Source organism: Paenibacillus sp. FSL R5-0928 (assembly GCF_037970385.1).
Taxonomy (GTDB): Bacteria; Bacillota; Bacilli; order Paenibacillales; family Paenibacillaceae; genus Paenibacillus_AQ; species Paenibacillus_AQ odorifer.
The window spans coordinates 2,515,413-2,533,582 of sequence record NZ_CP150225.1 but is presented as its reverse complement, the minus strand read 5'-3'; the positions used below and the strand labels follow the sequence as shown (position 1 = coordinate 2,533,582).

Sequence of the window (18,170 nt, the reverse complement as noted above, 5' to 3'; positions counted from 1 at the left end):
GAAAGAAACTTAAACAGTGTTGTCAGAAATAGCAGCATTAACCATTGCCGATATACCAGAAAGTGTTGTAGTATATTTTTAAAAAATCGGAGGAATTATGCCTAATAACCAACAAGAACCTCATAATATCCAGGCGTGGTCTCTGATCAATCGCAAATACCTTGGACAAGGCGTTCGAGTCAAAAGATTTCGCCGTCCAAAGCGCAGCCAGATTAGAAACCGTGTGCTGCTTGCTGTATTGATGGCTAAGGATATCAAGCTGTCACGACTCGCAGAAGAGCTTGGTATATCCTCACGCAGTGTAAGCGCTTGGGTATACGAAGGTCGTATCCCTTCCAACAATAACATTGACAAGACCTGCCGCCTATTGGGGTACCCACCCCACATTCTGTTCAATGAAGCATTGATTCGTCAAAGCCCCATTGTATGTCAGCCTACACCCTCACGATTTATGAAAAGAAGTATTACCAGTTCACCGCGCAGCAATGTTATCCTGACCGGACTTTGTATGGTATACGATTTCTCAGTAACGGATGTAAGTATTTGGATAGGCGTCCATCCCGGAACGTTTCGGAAATGGCTCCACAACAGCCATCTGCCGACCCCTGCTCTGCAGGAAAAAGCCGAAGCTTTCTTTCGGATTCCACGCCATATTCTATTTGCAGACTGCGGAACGCTCTAATACAATCCTCTCACAGAACACGTTTAACACAGCCCTTCTTCAAGAAATCATGAGAAGGGTTATTTGCCATACCTTTTTTTCTTAAAAAGAGGTCATACTACTGTATGTAGATACATTGTGTAGTACTAAAGAACGGGTCAGGAGGCGCAAGATGAAACTTAACGGAATACTGTCAAAGGGCTATACCGATACTTGGAATGTGGCCCCTCATGTCATTGGACTTCGCACTATGTTTGTAAATGTCGCATTAATTGGCCAGCCCTCTTCGGATTGGGTTCTTGTAGATACTGGTCTTAGCTCATATACAGGCAATATTATTGATTTTGCTACGGAGCATTATGATAAGCCTCCGGTGGCAATTATCCTGACGCATGGGCATTTTGACCATATTGGGGGTGTGAAAAGGCTTGTTGAGGAATGGAATGTGCCTGTATATGCTCATCCGCTAGAACTACCTTTTCTGACAGGTAAAGAAGATTACCCTCCAGCCGATCCGGCCGTAGGCGGCGGGCTTATGAGCATGATTTCCCCCTTATTTTCACATCATGGCATTGACCTTGGTTCAGCCGTTCATCCCTTGCCGGAAGACGGGACTGTCCCTGGTGCGAAGGGCTGGGAATGGATCCATACCCCTGGACATAGTCCCGGGCATATCTCCCTGTTCAGGCCTGAGGATAGAGTCCTGATCGCTGGTGATACGTTCCTTACGGTCAAACAGGAATCCGTATTTGCAGTGGCTACGCAGCATCAGGTGGTGCATGGCCCACCCTCTTATTTCACGACAGACTGGGAAGATGCCGAGAAATCAGTCCGTACCCTTGCCTTGCTGAATCCACATCTTGTTCTTTCGGGACATGGAGTACCCATGGAAGGTGAGGAGCTGTCTACCCAGCTTGCTCATTTATGCAAAAATTTCAAAGAAATGGCGCTACCGGGTCAAGGTAAATTTGTGTAAATAAGGTATTCCTGATCATCGAGCAGAGGTCTAGGGAAAAAGTCCCTATAATTCATTTGATATAGCCGATTCTACGGATATTCAACGAAATTATAGGGAGTTCCTCCCTATATTATTTGCTAAGTGCAGATTTACGTGCGACTATATATCTCAGTATGTATTGATGTTTTTTTCCAAGCGGCCCACATAAAGTCTCCACACATGAGCCGGTCGTAATTATTTTCGTACCTGCAAAATGTTGTCTTAAATCTTCATCACTAAAAAAATGGGCATATTTTCCCTCTTTGTATTCGTAGGTTCCCGGTTCCAAAAGTGTTCCACAGCCGTTGTTCGCATCCTCATCGGAAAAACTGGTAAAATAGAGCAAGCCATCCGGCCGCAGCTGTTCCAGACAATTAGCTAATAGCCTGCGGCGATCCTCTTCGAGAAATAAATGCAACACGTCATAGCAGTAGACAGCATCAACCTGTACTTCAGAAATAGGATCTAATACGGAACCTGAGATAAAATGGCTCTTGGGATCCCATTCTGCCGCCATCCTTAACGCATCCTCGCTTAACTCAACGCCTAAGGTCTTAAACTCATCTGAGAACACCTTCGTATTTCTTCCGTATCCCGCACCCGGGACTAAAACTGATTTCACGTCATATTGCCGAAATATCTCCCTTGCTGCCTGAGCTGTAGGACTAGGTTCACTCCCCCAGATCATGCCTTCCTGAGCAAATCTTCGACTCCAGTATTCGGACATAGATTAGACCTTCTTTTTAAATTTATTCGCTAATTTCATCGCAAGGAATTGAGGGATCAGGTTTAGCATACTAAAAAATAAAAACGATCCTGTAGGTCCAAGTGGTTTGAAAAACGTCCCGTCCCAACCGCCTTCTCCTGACAATTTGCTAATAAAATAATACGAAACAAACGCAGAAGCGATATTCCCAATGACTACAGCAATTATATTATTAGACCATTTTCCCAAAAAAGCTATTAGCGATGTTATGACGATCATCATTAAATAACCAACCATTGAACCATTATTGAAATCTTTATCCATCGCGAAATATACAAATGGAAAACAGTACACACTAATGATCAGGAGATTTAAACCTAATTTTCTCACCGCATCCCCTCCTCAGCTAGTTTTTCACTCTATACCAATACTGATAAATCTCCTTAAAACCCAGCTTGTCATACAAGGCTGAAGCCCCCGTATTCGCTTGCACAACTTGCAGAAAGGAAGTTGTTGCTCCCTTTGCTCTGCCCCAATTAAGCAACGCTAGCAGCAGTTGTTCCGCCATTCCCTTTCTACGATGAGCAGGGGAAGTGACAATATCATACAGACCCAAGTATCCATTCTGAATCACACCAAGTCCGCAGGCGGCAGGAACACCATGATTAAACAACAGGACATAACCCTGCTGCAAATGTGATGCAGACAACATTCTAGTTAAGGTTTCCCGGTTCTTGCCAGACAACCCGGTAAGCTCACTGAAGGCGTGCAGCCACTCTTCAGTCAAGCTCTCCTGCATCTGAACCGTATAACACAGATCGGGGCTCGCTAAGCCCCCCAGATCAAGAAGCCTTACCGATGAAGGCTCGACAATTGTATAACCGCGATCCGCAAGCATCTCATCAAGCTTTGCCGGCTGGGTATAGGGGGTTATTTTGAACACTGGCTGTAGTCCAGCATGCTCATAATACCGCTCCGCAAGCTTGATTTGTTCTGCGAGATCAACCTGAGAGCTGTCAGCCCCGTATAATGGATTGACCGAATTGGCCCTTTTTGTATAACCAGCTGCCGTACGTAGAATCCAGCCCTGCAGGAGAACGCTCTGCTCCGCAGGCCAAGTATTAAGTGTGATTTCTTCTATGAATTTATACAGCTTATTCCTCTCCTCTTGAAGCACGTTTGTTACGCATCGCAGGCAGTAATTTCACAGTTCCCTCCTCTTGGGAAGTGAAATAGTCATATTTGGGAGACTCTTTGCCATAAAGAGCTATTTTACCCTCACCGTTATAATGAACACCCCAACCAAACCGCTTCGGCAGCAGTGAAGCCCTTAGACAAGGATGATTTTTGGAAAATAGCTCGTTCCATATTTGTTCCTTACGGGCCAAACGTTCTTCCTGTGGAATTTGTTTATGGCGCACATGAACCTCGTACAGAAGTTCTTCATGATTGTATTTGTAGGGCTCATTAATTAACAGTTCATATTGAATCACATGTGCAGGCGGGAGCGTTTTGCAAGACATCGGAGGAACTCCGATTTCCTCAGGGCAGTCCTCTGCTACACGAATAAAAGTATCGGTATAGCTCATTTGCATCACCTCCATATTAAATAGAAATATATTCCTTCTATGATAAATCATTTTCCTATTCTTAGCATAGCCGAATTTTCTAAAGTCCATGATGGATGAGCAGCAAAAACGGCCAATCCTCTAAACTACGGAGGATTGGCCGTTCTCATTTACCAACTCGACTTGGTAATACCCGGAATCTGGCCTTTATGCGCCAATTCGCGGAATACAATTCGGGAAACATTAAATTTGCGCAAATAACCTCGAGGTCTGCCAGACACTTGGCATCTATTTTTTTGACGAGTTGCGGAGGAATCACGTGGCAGCTTTTGCAAAGCCATATAGTCCCCTTGTTCCTTTAGTTCTTTTCTTTTAACAGCGTATTTGGCGACTAGTGCTTGTCTTTTCAATTCTTTCACAACTTTAGATTTCTTGGCCATGTTCGTTCTCCTTCCATCCTTTAAATCTACTCGTTCAATGCACTCTTCAAGGCTTCCAGGTTCTGACGCATGATTCCTAAATAATCCAGGTTTTGACTGCGATCTTCCTCTGTTAATCCTTCAATTGGGTTTAGAACGGCTGCTTTGGCACCAATCTCTTTTGCTATTGTGTCTGCCACACTGGAGGATACAAGTGTCTCGAAGAAAATCGTCTTCACTTTATGCTCTTTCGCAAACTCCACAATCTTACTCATATTTGCGGCAGAAGGCTCCTGCTCCGGAGATAGTCCGGCAATCGGGACCTGAGTTAATCCATACTGCTTGGCAAGGTAACCAAAAGCCGCATGCTGAGTGATAAAATCCTTGCGTTTAGTATCCTTAAGACCGTCCTTAAATTCTTGATCCAGTTGCTCCAGCTTAGCTACATAAGCATCTGCATTTGTCTTAAAATCCTCGGCATGTTCAGGTGCGGCAGCAGCTAAAGCTGCTTCAATGTTACGCACTTCTTGAATGGCTAGTGTAGGATTGAGCCACACATGCGGATCTAATCCACCGTGATCATGCGAATGCTCTTCATGAGCATGTTCTCCTTCTTCATGCGCATGTTCTCCTTCTTCATGAGCATGTTCTCCTTCTTCATGGTGGTGGTCAGCTTCTTCCTCTTCCGTGCCTTCCATGATGTCCAGACCCTTGCTCGCTTCTACAGTAATTAACGGAGTGCCAGATACACTTTCCAGCACCTGGTCTACCCAGCCTTCCATTCCTGCGCCATTATAGATCAGCATATCCGCATCTGAGATTTCTGCCATATCTTGTGCAGTCGGTTCCCAATCATGGGGTTCGATTCCTGCCGGTATGAGTGCTTCCACGTCCGCCAGATCTCCTGCCACATTTTTGGTAAACTCGTAAATTGGATAGAAACTGACTTTAATATTTAGTTTAGATGACTCTGGAAGGGCTGTGGCTTCTGCGGCTCCAGAAGCATTCGTAGTAGTAGAAGAATTACTGGCATTATTATTACCGCAACCTGCGGCAATAAGTAACGCGGACAGGGACAAAAGGGCTAAATGATGGATTCTAAATTTCATTGAGAGTTGTAACTCCTTTTCTGGAAATAGATTTATGAATTCGCCGACGATTTCTAAGTCGGATCAGCTTCTGTACCAAAATTGCGATTAATAAGAACGATAGCAGTATAAGAGCAATCGTCCCACCAGGCGGTGTATTGATGTAATACGAGGCACTTAGGCCACTAAAAACGCCGAGTAACCCTACGCCAATTGATATCAATATAGCTGTCGTGAAACCAGACGCTATACGCAAGGCAATCGAAGCTGGCAAAACAATAAGCGCTGAGACTAACAGCACTCCAACAACTGGCATCGCAGCAGCTACTGTCATTCCAGTTAGTACAGCAAACGAAAATGATAACCAGCCCACATGAACTCCACTGATACTAGCGGTCTCTTCATCAAAGGTCAGATTATATAAAGATCTGCGTAACACAATAAAATAGACCAGACCGATTACAGCAACCACAGCGATAATCTTTAGTTGAGTGTCGCTGACCGCAACGATGGAACCAAACAGATAGGAACTGAAGCTTTTACTTAAATTCTGCTTTAAGCTCATAAGTACAACTGCCAATGCTAATCCAGAGGTCATAATAATAGCTACCGGAAGCTCGCTATATGTACGATAAGAACGTCGAAGCTGTTCGATGACAATACCACCGAGAATCGCCACCATGAAACCACTTAGTGCCGGATTAAGCTGAAGTATTGAGCCTAGTGCTACTCCTGCAAGCGAAACATGAGAGAGGGTATCCGCCATTAGGACCTGACGGCGAAGCATGAGATATACCCCGAGCAGCGGACCAATAATGCCAATTAAACCACCGGCCCAAAATGCACGTTGCATGAATTCGTAACTAAACATTGCCAACCCTCATTCTCCTTTCGTTCCAGGCTGATCAACGTATCCAGATAGGAACTGGTCTCTTCCAGGCCATGCGTCACCATGATTACGGTCCGGCCGTGTTCACTGACATCATGGCGCATCAGCTTATAGAACCCAATGCGACTGTCCAGATCCATTCCCGTAGTAGGTTCATCGAGAACCAATATCTGCGGCTGTTGTGCCAATGCTCGAGCGATGCAAATCCGCTGCTTCTGGCCGCCTGACAGTTCTCCTATCTTCCGGTCTCGCAAATGCCACATATCCACCTGCTTTAAACTTCGCTCGACGATCTCGTCCTGCTCAGGTGTAAAGCGTCTAAATAATCCCAGCCTTGGATAACAACCCGAGCGAACCAGTTCGATCACCTTACTTGGGAATCCTGCGTTAAAAGAAGCTACCTGCTGTGGAACATAGCCGATAACCATCTTTCCGTTATCTGATAACTCTTTATTCAACTGAACCGTTCCACTCCATGGACGAAGCAGGCCGAGCATTAGCTTCAGCAGGGTGGTCTTAGCAGCTCCATTGGGTCCCGTTATACCAATAAACTGTCCGGTATGAATATCTAATGAAATGTTATCAAGGACAGCTTCATCCCCATACCCGAACACTACATTCCGCATGGATGATAGGATCATCGTGCCTCGCCTCCCTTCTGACTGATGTTATGTCCATCTCGGATTAAATCGTAAGTATTACGATTTAACAAATTTGATAATATCGTAATCATTACGATTTGTAAACCCAAAATTAAAAATTAATCGTAATAATAACTATTAGACCTCTTTTTCATACAGCAAAAATCCGGAATCCCACCTTCTGGATTCCGGATTTCCATCGCTAATTTACTAAGTATCTATTCCTCAGCAGCCGCAAGGAGTTCTTCAACAGGCCACGGAAGTGGATTGTTGAACTTTGTCCAATCCTGCTTCAGCTCCTCCACCGTCAGCAAACATCTGTCCAATCTGGCTTCGAGTTGTGCCTGATCTATATTTACACCGATAAATACGATTTCATTTATTCTATCGCCCCACTGCTCGTCCCATTTCGCCTGCAGCTCAGGTTCGCTTTCCAGTACCTCCAGCTGCTGATCCTTAGGCATTGTAGCCAACCAGTAGCCAGCAGGTCCGAACTGAATGGAAGGTCCTGCCTGACTTATAGTTGCTGCAAGATCACCTTTTGCAGCTACCCATGCCACACCTTTTGCCCGAACGACCTCTTCCGGCCAGTTGCTAAAGAAAAAACTTAATCTTTGCGGGTGGAAAGGTGTTCTCCGGCGATAAACAAAGGAAGAAATTCCGTATTCCTCCGTTTCAGGGGTATGGGTCTCTTTATTCAGCTCCGCGATCCAACCAGAGGATAAGCTTGTTTTCTCAAAATCAAACAATCCGGTATTCAGAATTTCCTTCGGATCTACTACGCCGTTAATCGTGCGGATCAGCTTGGCAGACGGTTGAAGCTTACGGAGCACAGCTTCAAGCTTGTTGAGTTCATCTTCTTTCAACAGATCACACTTATTAAGCAGCAAGACATCACAAGTTTCGATCTGATCAATAAGCAGATCCACAATATCGCGGAAATCTCCTTCGCCAGCCGTTTGGTTGCGGTCCATCAGACTATCACCAGAAGAGAAGTCATGCCAGAAACGCCCAGCATCCACAACAGTCACCATCGTGTCTAATTGAGCAAGCGAAGTCAAATCAATATCCAACTCGGGATTGGCATAGGTAAAGGTCTGTGCCACTGGTACAGGTTCGCTAATGCCTGAGGATTCAATCAGGATGTAATCAAATCGCCCTTCCGCAGCCAGCTTTTGTACTTCGACAATCAAATCATCACGAAGCGTACAACAGATGCAACCATTAGACATCTCAACTAATTTCTCTTCTGTTCTAGAAAGCGTATTTCCGGACTTCACCAGATTCGCATCCACATTGACTTCACTCATGTCATTTACAATAACAGCTACTTTAAGCCCGTCACGGTTGTGCAGAATATGATTCAGCAGCGTTGTTTTCCCAGAGCCCAAATATCCACTGAGCACGGTAACAGGGAGCTTTTTCATCTATACCACTCCTATCGTTTATAAAATCAAGATTAAAAGCCTCCGCCCTTAACGGGTTTCGCGATGTAAGGTTACTCTCTTTAGGCGTGGACAATATTTTTTCATTTCCATACGCCCTGGATGATTTCGCTTATTCTTGGTAGTGGTATAGTTGCGATCTCCTGTCTCCGTACATGCCAAAGTAATGATTACTCTCATCGTTTCCATCTCCTTTTGATTAAATCGTAATAATTACGATTAACACATCGTACACGGTTTATTCACAATCTGTCAACTATGATCTTGTAAAAATTTCAACTCTCTTAATTTTGTGGTCTTTCTGGTGGACAAATTACGTATAGATGGAATTATAAAAAATATGATTCTTGTAATTCCTAGAGAATCAGGCAGGAGTGGAGATCATGAAGATACCAGTAATTATTTTGAGCGGGTTTCTGGGGAGCGGGAAGACAACTCTGCTGTTGTCCCTGCTGAAAGAAAGCAAGGTAAGAGGGCTGAATCCAGGAGTAGTAATGAATGAACTGGGCAAACGGGATGTGGACGGGTATATTCTGCAGGAGCATACCGGTACAGCTGTAACTAAACTGCTGGACGGATGCGTATGTTGTAGCCGTAAAGAGGATTTGGCAGATAGCCTGATGGTGCTGCTGAGAGGACGTCCAGATGCCATTTACATGGAGTTGACCGGCGTCGCCGATCCTGAAGAAATCGCCAAAACGTTACAGGAAACCCCTCTACAGGATCTGGTGGAGCTGCACTATACCATCACTCTGTTAGATGCGGAAAATGCTCTGGAATATAACAGCAGACTCTCCTCTGACAAACAGCTCGTTCGGACCCTGCGTAAGCAGCTCTCCACAGCTGATCTTATTGTCGTTAATAAAAGCGATCTCGTAGAGCCGGAAACCTTATGGAGAATTGAAAAGGGAGTTCGTAAACAAAATACGGAGGCTGAAATTGTATACACCCATTACAGTGAAATCAACCTGTCTCCGATATTGTCAGGAATAATCCCACGTAAAATTATAGCTCCGGCTCCACAGCGAGCGCCTCAAACCTTCAAAGGAGCATCACTGAAACAAATGCATTCAGAGCATGGGGGAACCGCTGTAAAAGAGCTGCATGAGGAGCAGCACGCTTCTTTCTCGCAGGTAACAGCCATCACGTTAACCATTCCGCAGGTAAGGACAACTATGCCTTCTAAAGAACGCCTAGAGGCCTTCTTCCAAGAATGGGGTGACAACCTGTTACGTGCCAAGGGGCATATTCTTTTGTCCGAACAGGAGCCGGTTCAGCTTGTCCAATATGCGGGGATGCGTACTACCTGGGAAGCCTCTCGTTATCCTGGTATGCCTTATGTGGTGTTCATCGGGATGAATATAGATGAAGAACAGCTGGCAGATCGGTGGTCCGCCTTATTCGAGTTTTGACTACCTTTTCACCATTAAAAATACTGCCGTTGCTCCTCCCGATCTCGTTCCTGATTATCATTGGCTTTGTATGGCTGCCGAATCATCTGGAACTGCTGGATAATGCATACATCGACACCTTCAAAACCGCTTTTATCGGCATATTGCTGGAAGCCTTGCCGTTTGTATTAGCAGGAGCATTGTTATCTTCACTGCTTCGCGTCTTTATCCCGGATGAAATGATTTCCCGGTGGATTCCGCGGCGACCTCTTCCGGCCATTCTGTTCGCATGTCTGCTCGGAATTATTTTTCCGGTCTGCGAATGTGGAATGATCCCGCTCGTCCGCCGACTTATCCATAAAGGTATGCCTGTTTACGTAGCTATCGTGTTTATTTTGTCCGGTCCGATCCTAAATCCTGTCGTCTATGGGGCGACCATGACAGCATTTCGCAGCCACTCGGAGCTGGCCTATGCCCGTATGGGTCTGGCTTTTGTTGTAGCCTGTCTAATAGGTTTGATAATCTACGCAACGGTTAAAAAATCTCCCATCCGCCTAAATGTTCAGCGTGAAACGGGGGAAGCTCATCACAATAATTCTCGTGGGGGAAAAATAGCCGCTGTCTTCGTCCATACCTCAGATGAGTTTTTTGAGATGGGAAAATATTTAATTATCGGTTGCTTATTAACCGCTGGCATTCAGACATTTATGGTTCAAGACAGTCTGGCTGCGATCGGAGCTAAGCCGCTGGGTTCATATTTTTTCATGATGGGACTGGCATTTGTGCTCTCACTTTGTTCCACCTCAGATGCCTTTGTAGCTTCCACCTTCGTACATTCTTTTCCATCTGGTGCTCTGCTCGCTTTTATGGTATTCGGACCGATGCTGGATTTCAAAAATTCATTGATGTTGCTCTCACTGTTTAAGACCAAATTCGCTCTTTATTTGTTCTTTCTGATCTTCGCAAGCGTGTTTATTGGGGCGGTATTCATGTCCTTGTGGCTGTAATTCATAGAGGTGGTAAGCTGTTGCTTACAACATGGGTAGGAGGATAGAGCATGAATGACTCTCGAAGCATCCGGTTTCACTATTTGTTAAGGGCGGTCATTCTGCTCGCTTTCGCCCTCTATATCGGGCATCTGGTACAGCAGGACGCTTTGCATTATTATGTAGCGCCCAAGCTGGCACGCTGGGTTCAATTATGTCCAATCCCGCTGACACTTATGGCGCTCAGTCTGGCCGTACAGGCTTTATTTGGCAAGGGTAGTGTTCTCTGTGACTGCGAGCATCGGCTTCCACATTCTTTTTTCAAAAGTACAGCGCTATATGGATTATTCCTTTTTCCACTGCTGCTCGGATTTCTCCTTCCGGATCGCGCTTTGGGAAGTATGGCCGCTGCTAAAAAAGGAATCTCCCTATCCTCCTTGCCCACTGAAGCTAAAAATTCCGCGAGATTCGAGTCCATTGATCCTTACCATGAGGAGCTTACCGAGCTGGCCAAGATCCTTTATGCACAACCTGTGGTCCCAGTTTATTCAGCGATTTTCTCCGAAACCTTAGGTGCCCTTGAGATGTACAAACAACAATTTGCAGGCAAAGAAATTACTATTTCCGGCTTTTTATATCGTGATCAAGGTGAACATTCAGAGAATTCTTTTGCCATAGGTAGATTTCTGGTCCAATGCTGCACTGCCGATGCTACACCCTTTGGGATATTAGTGGATTCCGGCAAACTAAAAAGCCTGCCTACCGATACCTGGATAGAGGTCCGGGGCAAGCTTCAAGTTGTTCCCTATAAAGGTCAAGAAATTATGCAAATTAGTGCTGAGTCTATTACACCTATCAAACAACCCGCAACACCTTACATTTACACCAGTCCTGACTCTATCACCGCATGGAAAGAGTTAGAAGGTTCAACTAAGATTACTAAATAATCGCATCTAGCTCATCCTCATCATTCTCAGACTTATTAGGATTAAATACTTCTACCATAATACGAGCTGGAATACAGATAATTTGCTGTTTGGGTCTTGAGATGAACCCCATTTCTAAAGCGATTCTCAAGGGAGCATCAGAATAGATCATTTGGATTCCATAATCAAACACCTTTAGCGTATTGTGGCCGAATTTCGTTTGAATATCTATAATTTGTTCTTCTTTAGTCAAAGAAACGGTTTTGTACTCTTTACCATCCACCGTAATTATAGCTTTCAAATCCCCTTGCTGATACTGCTCATTGCTGCTGTCCCACCACTTCATGCCATAAATCAAGCCCGCAGCTAACAAGGCTATCACAATAATTAAAATATCCCCGCGCTTCATTGTTAACAAGGTAAGAATCCTTTCATGACAAATAATATACGTAATGATTACGATTAATATCAATATATTAATCATAACCCTATTTGTCAATGATGCTCACCTAAACGAATTTGGGCAGACCATTCTCTTAATACCCGGTCGAGCTCTTTTATCGAGATGGGTTTAGAAATGAAATCCTGCATTCCAGCACTAAGACACATCATCTTATCTTCATCTCTTGCAAAAGCTGTAGCCGCAATGATAATTGGTGTCAGCCCAAGCTTCTCACGTATGATTCCCGTTGCTTCTATTCCATCCATAATAGGCATCTGAATATCCATAAATACCAGATCATAATGATTGGAAAGCACAGCCCGAACCGCTTCCTCACCATTTAAAGCGATGTCAGGAACATATCCCCTCTTTTTCAGATAAGCCTGCATAAGCTGCTGATTCACAGGATGATCTTCTGCAATAAGAATGGACATCGGTCCATACTCACCGGTAGTTAACTCTTTAGCAGCAGATTTATCATTTCTGACCACATCTGTTGAGGCGTTGACGGTCACTTTCTGATCCCATTCCTCTTTAGGTAGAGAGACTTCCACTGTAAAATAAAACTCCGAGCCTTCATCCTCACAGCTATTGACACCGATAGATCCGCCAAGAAGCTCGGCCAGCTTTTTACTTATGGCAAGTCCAAGCCCAGTTCCGCCATATTTACGATTGATCGACGGATGCAATTGCGAGAAGGATTGAAATAATAAACCTTGGCTGGAAACTGGAATCCCCAATCCTGTATCTTTTACGATAAATTTCACGATAAGATTTCCGGATGCCTCTGAAGCTTCTAACATAACAGAGATACTGATTTCACCTGTCTCCGTAAATTTCACTGCGTTCCCAACCAGATTTACGAGAATTTGACGCAATCTCGCCCCATCAGTCATGATGACGGCTGGAAGCTCAGGAGATAGCTCGCTAGTAAGTAAAAGCCCTTTCTCCTTAACCTTCGGATAAAACAGTTCACAAACGTTTTGTATCACTTCATGCAAATCCACCATTTGTAGTTCAAGCGTCATCATGCCTGCTTCAATTTTGCTGAAATCCAGCACTTCATTCAGAATATGAAGCAATGCCTCACCGCTTTTGTTAATGATCTGTGTGTAGTAGCTTTGCTCTTCATCCAGCTCCGTCCCAGATAAAAGATCAGCCATCCCAATAATGCCGTTCATAGGCGTGCGCAGCTCATGGCTCATGATCGCTAGGAACTCCGATTTTGCCCGGTCCGCTTCCTCGGCAGACTCCTTCGCCCGCACAATCTCCTTCTCCTCCGTAATATCTCGAAAGACGACAACCGCCCCAATCCGTTCATCACCATCAAACAGTGGGGTCATCCGATATCTGACTAAAAAGCTTGAACCATCCTGCCTCCAAAACACACCCTCCCTATCTTCAATAGTGAGATTACTGGAGCGTGAAGGAAGCAGCGTCTTCTGAATTCCTGTAAAAGACTCGTTATCCAGCCAGGTTTGGTGAATCGCATGAAATTTGCTGTTTCCCCACTCAGTAGGATCGAATCCCAACATAGTAATGGCTGCTGGATTAATGAACATCGTGTTGCCTTCAAGGTTCATCCCAAATATGCCTTCAGAGACCGAATTCAAGATCAGCGCATACTCGTTACTTAATTTCTGTATTTCTTCAAAATGACGCGTACGTTCCCCAATGTCGCGGGTTACACAGACAAGCTCCTGATTCCCGCAGGTCTCAGAGTAAATATACCGCAGAGTCGTTTCTGTCCAAATAAAGGTTCCGTCTTTGCAAAAAAACCGGAGAATAACAGGCTCAAGCTTCTTCCCTTCCATACAATTGCTGAGATATGAAGTTAATTTGATTCTGTCCTCCGGATGTATGTAATCAATCCCTCTAGTTCCGCACATTTCTTCTGGTGCATAGCCAAACATAGTCTGGCAGATGGGTGAGGCATACAGATAGGTAAAGCTCCCGTCCGCTGCATTACGTGAAATGAAGTCCATAGAATTTTCTGAGATCAGACGATAGTTCTGCTCACTTTCCCGCAGTTGTTCTTCCATTCGTTGACGTTCGGTCACATCCTGGGCTATCCCGCTGATCTGCAGCAGTCTTCCTTCTTCATCTGTAATCACTTCCCAGTGCACATCCAGAAACTTCAGCTCTCCATCCGCACTATGAATACGGACCGTTGCTTCGCCATTAGTCCCATTCTCCATGGATTGATGTACTAACTGTTCAAGTCTGATGAAATCGTCAGGATCAATGCAAGCAAAAACACGTCTGTAATCAAAATAAGAATGATTGCTCTCATCTTCCAAAAAGCCAAAAATATTACGCATCTCTCTGGAAACCGTCAGCCGTGATTTTGTCATATCCCATTCCCAGGATCCCATCTTCGCAAGGTGTTGAGCTTTAGCCAGCATATCCTCGTATTTCTTGCGCTGAGTAATATCGCGACCAATGGTTAATATCTGTTTAATGTTCCCCTGCTCATCACGTACCACTTGGGAAGAACTCTCGATCCACAAATAATGTCCATCTTTATGACGGGCTCTACGAGTAAATACGTCCGTATCCGAATATAGCTTGCCTTGTTCAATCATCTCAAGAGCATCATCTACGTGATAATACTCGGGTCTTTTGGTACCTATCATTTCTTGTGCAGAATAACCTAACAGCAGCTCCACTGAGGGAGATACGTAGTGCAGTGTTCCGTCAGGATCGCCAAAAGAAATCATATCCGGTGTATTTTGCGTGATCAAATTATATAAATGCTCATCTTCCTGAATCTTCTGTTCAGCAAGTTTTCGGTCAGTGATATCCGTTAACTCAGAAATCAGGACATAGGGTTCACTGGAATTCTCCTGATAGATTAAAAATATATGTTGGGCTACCCAGATGATTTCGCCATCCTTACGCAAAAACCGCCGTTCTTTCTCCAATGCAGTCCCAGGCTCAGCTAGCAGATCGTTCAGGATAACGGAATGATCGTTATTAGTTTTATCTTCCGGATACACAAGATCCAGATAATTTATATTCAAAAGATCTTCTTCTGCATAACCAAACATTTGGCATAGCGCAGGATTCGATTGTAATAACGTCCCATCCTTCGGAGAGACTACCGCAATCCCGATAGAAGACCGTAAGTATAGCTGCTTAAAAAGAAAATCAGACACCTGTAAGCCTCCTCTTTTGAAAATGGGGGACTATATTAACAAACTTGTAATAATTTCAGTATACCTTTTTTTCGGTAAATAAGCTTGATAGTTGAGTCCTAAATGATAGACTGGTAAATTTCGCAGTAAAACTGCGCAAAAATAAACAGCAAGTCTCCCTTTGAAAAGGAAACTTGCCGTGTGTGCATGTTACAACTCTAAAGTCCTATTCTATTATCAAATTTTCCAGCTGAAGCTTCTTAATTTTCTTACGGATAGGTGCACCAATAATTAAAAAAACAAGACCTAACAAAATCAACATTCCGCCCATTATTACGTTTACTATACTGAGATCCTGTGATGAAAAAGAATAATTTATTACACCAATCATCACATTAAATAGACCTAAAATCAACTCTAGCCACATTACAGATTTCCATAACCTGTTGATTCGCTTATAGTGTTTTATTCTGGATTCCAGATCTGTGTAAATATCAAACGGACCTTCTCCCGACTTCTTTCTAAGGTAAACCCAGCGCATGTAAGTACTAACACAATCTATACCGTTTTCCTCTAAAAACTTGAGATATTTGATGCTATCCGGATGATCAGGCATGTTATCTAAAAGCTCAATTCTATACGTGTACTCATTATTGGGGGTCTCTGTAAACACATATTTGCACCAAGATAATTCTGATAGAGCCATCCCCTTCGCAGACATTTCATTAAGCCACTTTTCTTCCTTCTCATAATCCCAAATCAGCTTGCGAACCACATGTTTCATTTGGACTCACCTCCAGCTATTCTCTTCCCATTCGCTATCAATTCTTCCAGACGGATAATCTCTCCCTGAATCACTGACTTTCCTAAGTCGGTAATTTCGTATTCTTTTCGACGGGAACCTTGCTCCCCTTCCACTGCTTTTATCCAGCCTTTTTCCAGTAAAGTGTTAAGTGCTCCGTATAAAGTGCCCGCGCCCAGATCAACCCGACCGTTACTTAAGTCCTTCACATTCTGCATAATTGCGTATCCGTGCATTGCTGTATATAGAGACAATAAGATATAAAATACAGCTTCAGTTAATGCGCCTCTTTCTGTGCTTTCAGGCATCATTTCATCCCCATTCTATTACTGTTGTCGATATATCGGCTTCCGTAATACCATTATTACGGAAGCCGATATAATTGTCAATACAAAAACACCCATTTTATTCTTCGCAGCGATTATGAGCGCAACAAAAAAACCGCCCAGCACTTAGCTAAGGACGGATTTGTTGGGGGGGCTACTCAGCAGCTAGCTACTCCCACCGTGGCAACTATTCCTTCCTCATTATGATGTATCGGACTCAGATGCAGCTATTTCCGAAAAATAGCGTGTTTTAGCTTACGTTCGGACTCAGATGCAGCTATTCGTCACCAAACACTCGCTTTTCACACGATTCCTTAGCAATAAGCGCTATGCAGTCCGAAACCCCTGTAAAATGTGCCAAATATCAATAATAACGGCCATACGGTCCGTTAGTTTAACACCGTTCACCTAGGTTCCGTTTATGGACCTAAAGAACACCATGCGCTCTGGCGGTGACTGTATTTAGAGATAGTTTCGTTAATTTGTTTGAGAACGCTGAGATTCATCAGTTGGATGCTATTGATCTACATGACTGCTGCTCAGCTACATAATTGCTAATTTAGCTACATGATAATTGCAAATAAAAAAGCCCCCAAATCGCCATAGGAGCGAATTTAGGGGCTTTCTATTAAGCTATGATGCGGTCAAGAGGACTCGAACCTCCACGATATTGCTACCACTGGCACCTGAAGCCAGCGCGTCTGCCAATTCCGCCATGACCGCGTATTATGTAACTGGCGACCAAAACCGCCTGTACATAATACTATACTCCCTTTGCATATAAAACGCAAGGTTTTTGTATAATTGAATTGGGCTACATATAGACCTCATAGGTACAACCAATCAATATTATTCAGTTTATATATTTCTATTATAAGATCTCATATGGTACAACATAGATAAAGTATGGCGTTATGACGGAGATGTCTGAATAATCTATCAATAGAAAGGATGAATACTTATGAACCAGCAGTGGAATACCCAAACCTATGATACTGATATGGCCTTTGTGTCTCAGTTTGGAGAGTCTTTGATTGAGCTGCTTCGCCCACAGCCTGGCGAACAGATTATCGACTGGGGCTGTGGAACCGGAGATTTGGCGGCAGCCATTGCTGCTAGAGGCGCCACTGTGACAGGTATTGATGCCTCTGCCGAAATGATTCAGACAGCCCGTGACAAACATCCCCATCTAAGCTTTGTCTTAGCTGATGGGCAAACTTATGTCGCGGAACAGCCAGTCGATGCTGTGTTCAGCAACGCTGCCCTTCACTGGCTAACAGACGCAAACGGAGCGGCGGCGTCCATCGTTGCCAGCTTGCGGGTAGGCGGCCGTTTCGTGGCCGAGTTCGGTGGACTGGGCAATATTGCTTCCATCGTCGCTACACTTCCACAAGCTTTTGCAGCCATTGGCTGTAGTCATAAGCTGCATTTGCCCTGGTACTTCCCCAGCATTGGCGAGTACGCAACTCTACTAGAGAAGCACGGACTGACCGTGGACCTCGCTCTTTGTTTTGACCGGCCAACACCACTGGAAGGCTTGGAGCAAGGATTTCAGCGGTGGTTGAATACTTTTGCCGATGGAATCTTAAGTGTGCTCACACCCATTGAACGCGCAGAAGTTCTCTCTTCTATGGAACAGAAACTGAAACCCACGCTATATCAGGACGGCCGCTGGGTAATGGACTATCGCAGAATCCGGGTTGTTGCTTACAAACGAAGCTAATATAGATGAGAATTACTGCCCAT

20 protein-coding genes and 1 tRNA gene are annotated in these 18,170 nt (G+C 44.3%); 6 read left to right on the top strand and 15 right to left on the bottom strand.

The genetic code is table 11. The features are described from left to right. Positions 1-97: 97 nt before the first annotated feature. A complete protein-coding gene (locus tag MKZ16_RS11195; protein WP_076098462.1) occupies positions 98-682 on the top strand; it encodes a helix-turn-helix transcriptional regulator in 585 nt (194 codons plus the stop codon). A 151-nt stretch (positions 683-833) separates the two neighbouring features. Next, positions 834-1,637, top strand: coding sequence for an MBL fold metallo-hydrolase (locus tag MKZ16_RS11190; protein WP_076107467.1), 804 nt, complete (start codon positions 834-836; stop codon positions 1,635-1,637). A gap of 112 nt (positions 1,638-1,749) precedes the next feature. Here the strand turns inward: MKZ16_RS11190 and MKZ16_RS11185 are convergent, their stop codons facing one another. The 10 genes from MKZ16_RS11185 to rpmG form a co-directional block, all read right to left on the bottom strand. Beyond that, a complete protein-coding gene (locus MKZ16_RS11185) occupies positions 1,750-2,385 on the bottom strand; it encodes a class I SAM-dependent methyltransferase (RefSeq protein WP_076107469.1) in 636 nt (211 codons plus the stop codon). 3 nt (positions 2,386-2,388) lie between these two features. Continuing rightward, complete coding sequence (locus MKZ16_RS11180; protein WP_038569788.1) at positions 2,389-2,754, bottom strand: hypothetical protein; 366 nt, start codon at positions 2,752-2,754, stop codon at positions 2,389-2,391. Positions 2,755-2,770: 16 nt separating this feature from the next. Then, on the bottom strand, positions 2,771-3,541 hold the full coding sequence (locus MKZ16_RS11175; protein WP_081393480.1) for a GNAT family N-acetyltransferase: 771 nt from the start codon (positions 3,539-3,541) through the stop codon (positions 2,771-2,773). Continuing rightward, positions 3,519-3,953, bottom strand: coding sequence for a DUF6157 family protein (locus tag MKZ16_RS11170; RefSeq protein ID WP_081393481.1), 435 nt, complete (start codon positions 3,951-3,953; stop codon positions 3,519-3,521). Before MKZ16_RS11170 ends, MKZ16_RS11175 begins: the two co-directional genes overlap by 23 nt. Positions 3,954-4,102: 149 nt before the next feature. Next, the gene (rpsN, locus tag MKZ16_RS11165) at positions 4,103-4,372 is read right to left on the bottom strand and encodes a 30S ribosomal protein S14 (protein ID WP_038569786.1); all 270 of its coding nucleotides are present in this window, start codon (positions 4,370-4,372) and stop codon (positions 4,103-4,105) included. Positions 4,373-4,398: 26 nt separating this feature from the next. Next, positions 4,399-5,460, bottom strand: a complete 1,062-nt coding sequence (locus MKZ16_RS11160) for a metal ABC transporter substrate-binding protein (RefSeq protein WP_076098465.1) — start codon at positions 5,458-5,460, stop codon at positions 4,399-4,401. Then, on the bottom strand, positions 5,450-6,316 hold the full coding sequence (locus MKZ16_RS11155) for a metal ABC transporter permease (protein ID WP_076098466.1): 867 nt from the start codon (positions 6,314-6,316) through the stop codon (positions 5,450-5,452). The genes MKZ16_RS11160 and MKZ16_RS11155 overlap by 11 nt, the downstream gene beginning before the upstream one ends. Next, positions 6,262-6,969: a metal ABC transporter ATP-binding protein gene (locus tag MKZ16_RS11150; protein ID WP_036679376.1), complete on the bottom strand. Its 708-nt coding sequence runs from the start codon at positions 6,967-6,969 to the stop codon at positions 6,262-6,264. Before MKZ16_RS11150 ends, MKZ16_RS11155 begins: the two co-directional genes overlap by 55 nt. Before the next feature lie 218 nt (positions 6,970-7,187). Further along, positions 7,188-8,396: a GTP-binding protein gene (locus MKZ16_RS11145; RefSeq protein WP_036679375.1), complete on the bottom strand. Its 1,209-nt coding sequence runs from the start codon at positions 8,394-8,396 to the stop codon at positions 7,188-7,190. 48 nt (positions 8,397-8,444) lie between these two features. Beyond that, positions 8,445-8,594, bottom strand: coding sequence for a 50S ribosomal protein L33 (rpmG, locus tag MKZ16_RS11140; RefSeq protein WP_076098468.1), 150 nt, complete (start codon positions 8,592-8,594; stop codon positions 8,445-8,447). Positions 8,595-8,797: 203 nt separating this feature from the next. Between rpmG and MKZ16_RS11135 the strand changes: the two genes are divergently transcribed. From MKZ16_RS11135 to MKZ16_RS11125, 3 genes are read left to right on the top strand one after another with little or no spacing between them, the layout of a single operon-like run. Then, the gene (locus tag MKZ16_RS11135) at positions 8,798-9,826 is read left to right on the top strand and encodes a GTP-binding protein (protein ID WP_036679372.1); all 1,029 of its coding nucleotides are present in this window, start codon (positions 8,798-8,800) and stop codon (positions 9,824-9,826) included. Next, complete coding sequence (locus MKZ16_RS11130) at positions 9,823-10,812, top strand: permease (RefSeq protein ID WP_038569780.1); 990 nt, start codon at positions 9,823-9,825, stop codon at positions 10,810-10,812. The genes MKZ16_RS11135 and MKZ16_RS11130 overlap by 4 nt, the downstream gene beginning before the upstream one ends. 50 nt (positions 10,813-10,862) lie before the next feature. Beyond that, entirely contained in the window at positions 10,863-11,738 is an 876-nt protein-coding gene (locus MKZ16_RS11125) for a TIGR03943 family protein (protein WP_038569778.1), read from the top strand. On the opposite strand, the gene MKZ16_RS11120 is transcribed toward MKZ16_RS11125, so the two are convergent. The 5 genes from MKZ16_RS11120 to MKZ16_RS11100 all read right to left on the bottom strand — a co-directional run bounded on the left by MKZ16_RS11120 (position 11,731) and on the right by MKZ16_RS11100 (position 17,147). Beyond that, positions 11,731-12,201: a NusG domain II-containing protein gene (locus MKZ16_RS11120; RefSeq protein ID WP_256719396.1), complete on the bottom strand. Its 471-nt coding sequence runs from the start codon at positions 12,199-12,201 to the stop codon at positions 11,731-11,733. The genes MKZ16_RS11125 and MKZ16_RS11120 overlap by 8 nt on opposite strands. An 11-nt stretch (positions 12,202-12,212) precedes the next feature. After that, the gene (locus MKZ16_RS11115; RefSeq protein ID WP_076107473.1) at positions 12,213-15,317 is read right to left on the bottom strand and encodes a PAS domain-containing hybrid sensor histidine kinase/response regulator; all 3,105 of its coding nucleotides are present in this window, start codon (positions 15,315-15,317) and stop codon (positions 12,213-12,215) included. Positions 15,318-15,522: 205 nt separating this feature from the next. After that, positions 15,523-16,080, bottom strand: coding sequence for a DUF2812 domain-containing protein (locus tag MKZ16_RS11110; RefSeq protein WP_036679361.1), 558 nt, complete (start codon positions 16,078-16,080; stop codon positions 15,523-15,525). Continuing rightward, positions 16,077-16,406 carry a PadR family transcriptional regulator gene (locus tag MKZ16_RS11105; protein WP_036679357.1) on the bottom strand — a complete coding sequence of 110 codons (330 nt, stop codon included), beginning with the start codon at positions 16,404-16,406 and terminating at the stop codon, positions 16,077-16,079. Before MKZ16_RS11105 ends, MKZ16_RS11110 begins: the two co-directional genes overlap by 4 nt. A gap of 657 nt (positions 16,407-17,063) precedes the next feature. Then, positions 17,064-17,147, bottom strand: a tRNA-Leu gene (locus MKZ16_RS11100). Between the two features lie 238 nt (positions 17,148-17,385). Here MKZ16_RS11100 and MKZ16_RS11095 point away from each other — a divergent pair. Then, positions 17,386-18,147, top strand: a complete 762-nt coding sequence (locus tag MKZ16_RS11095) for a methyltransferase domain-containing protein (RefSeq protein WP_076107474.1) — start codon at positions 17,386-17,388, stop codon at positions 18,145-18,147. Positions 18,148-18,170 lie beyond the last annotated feature (23 nt).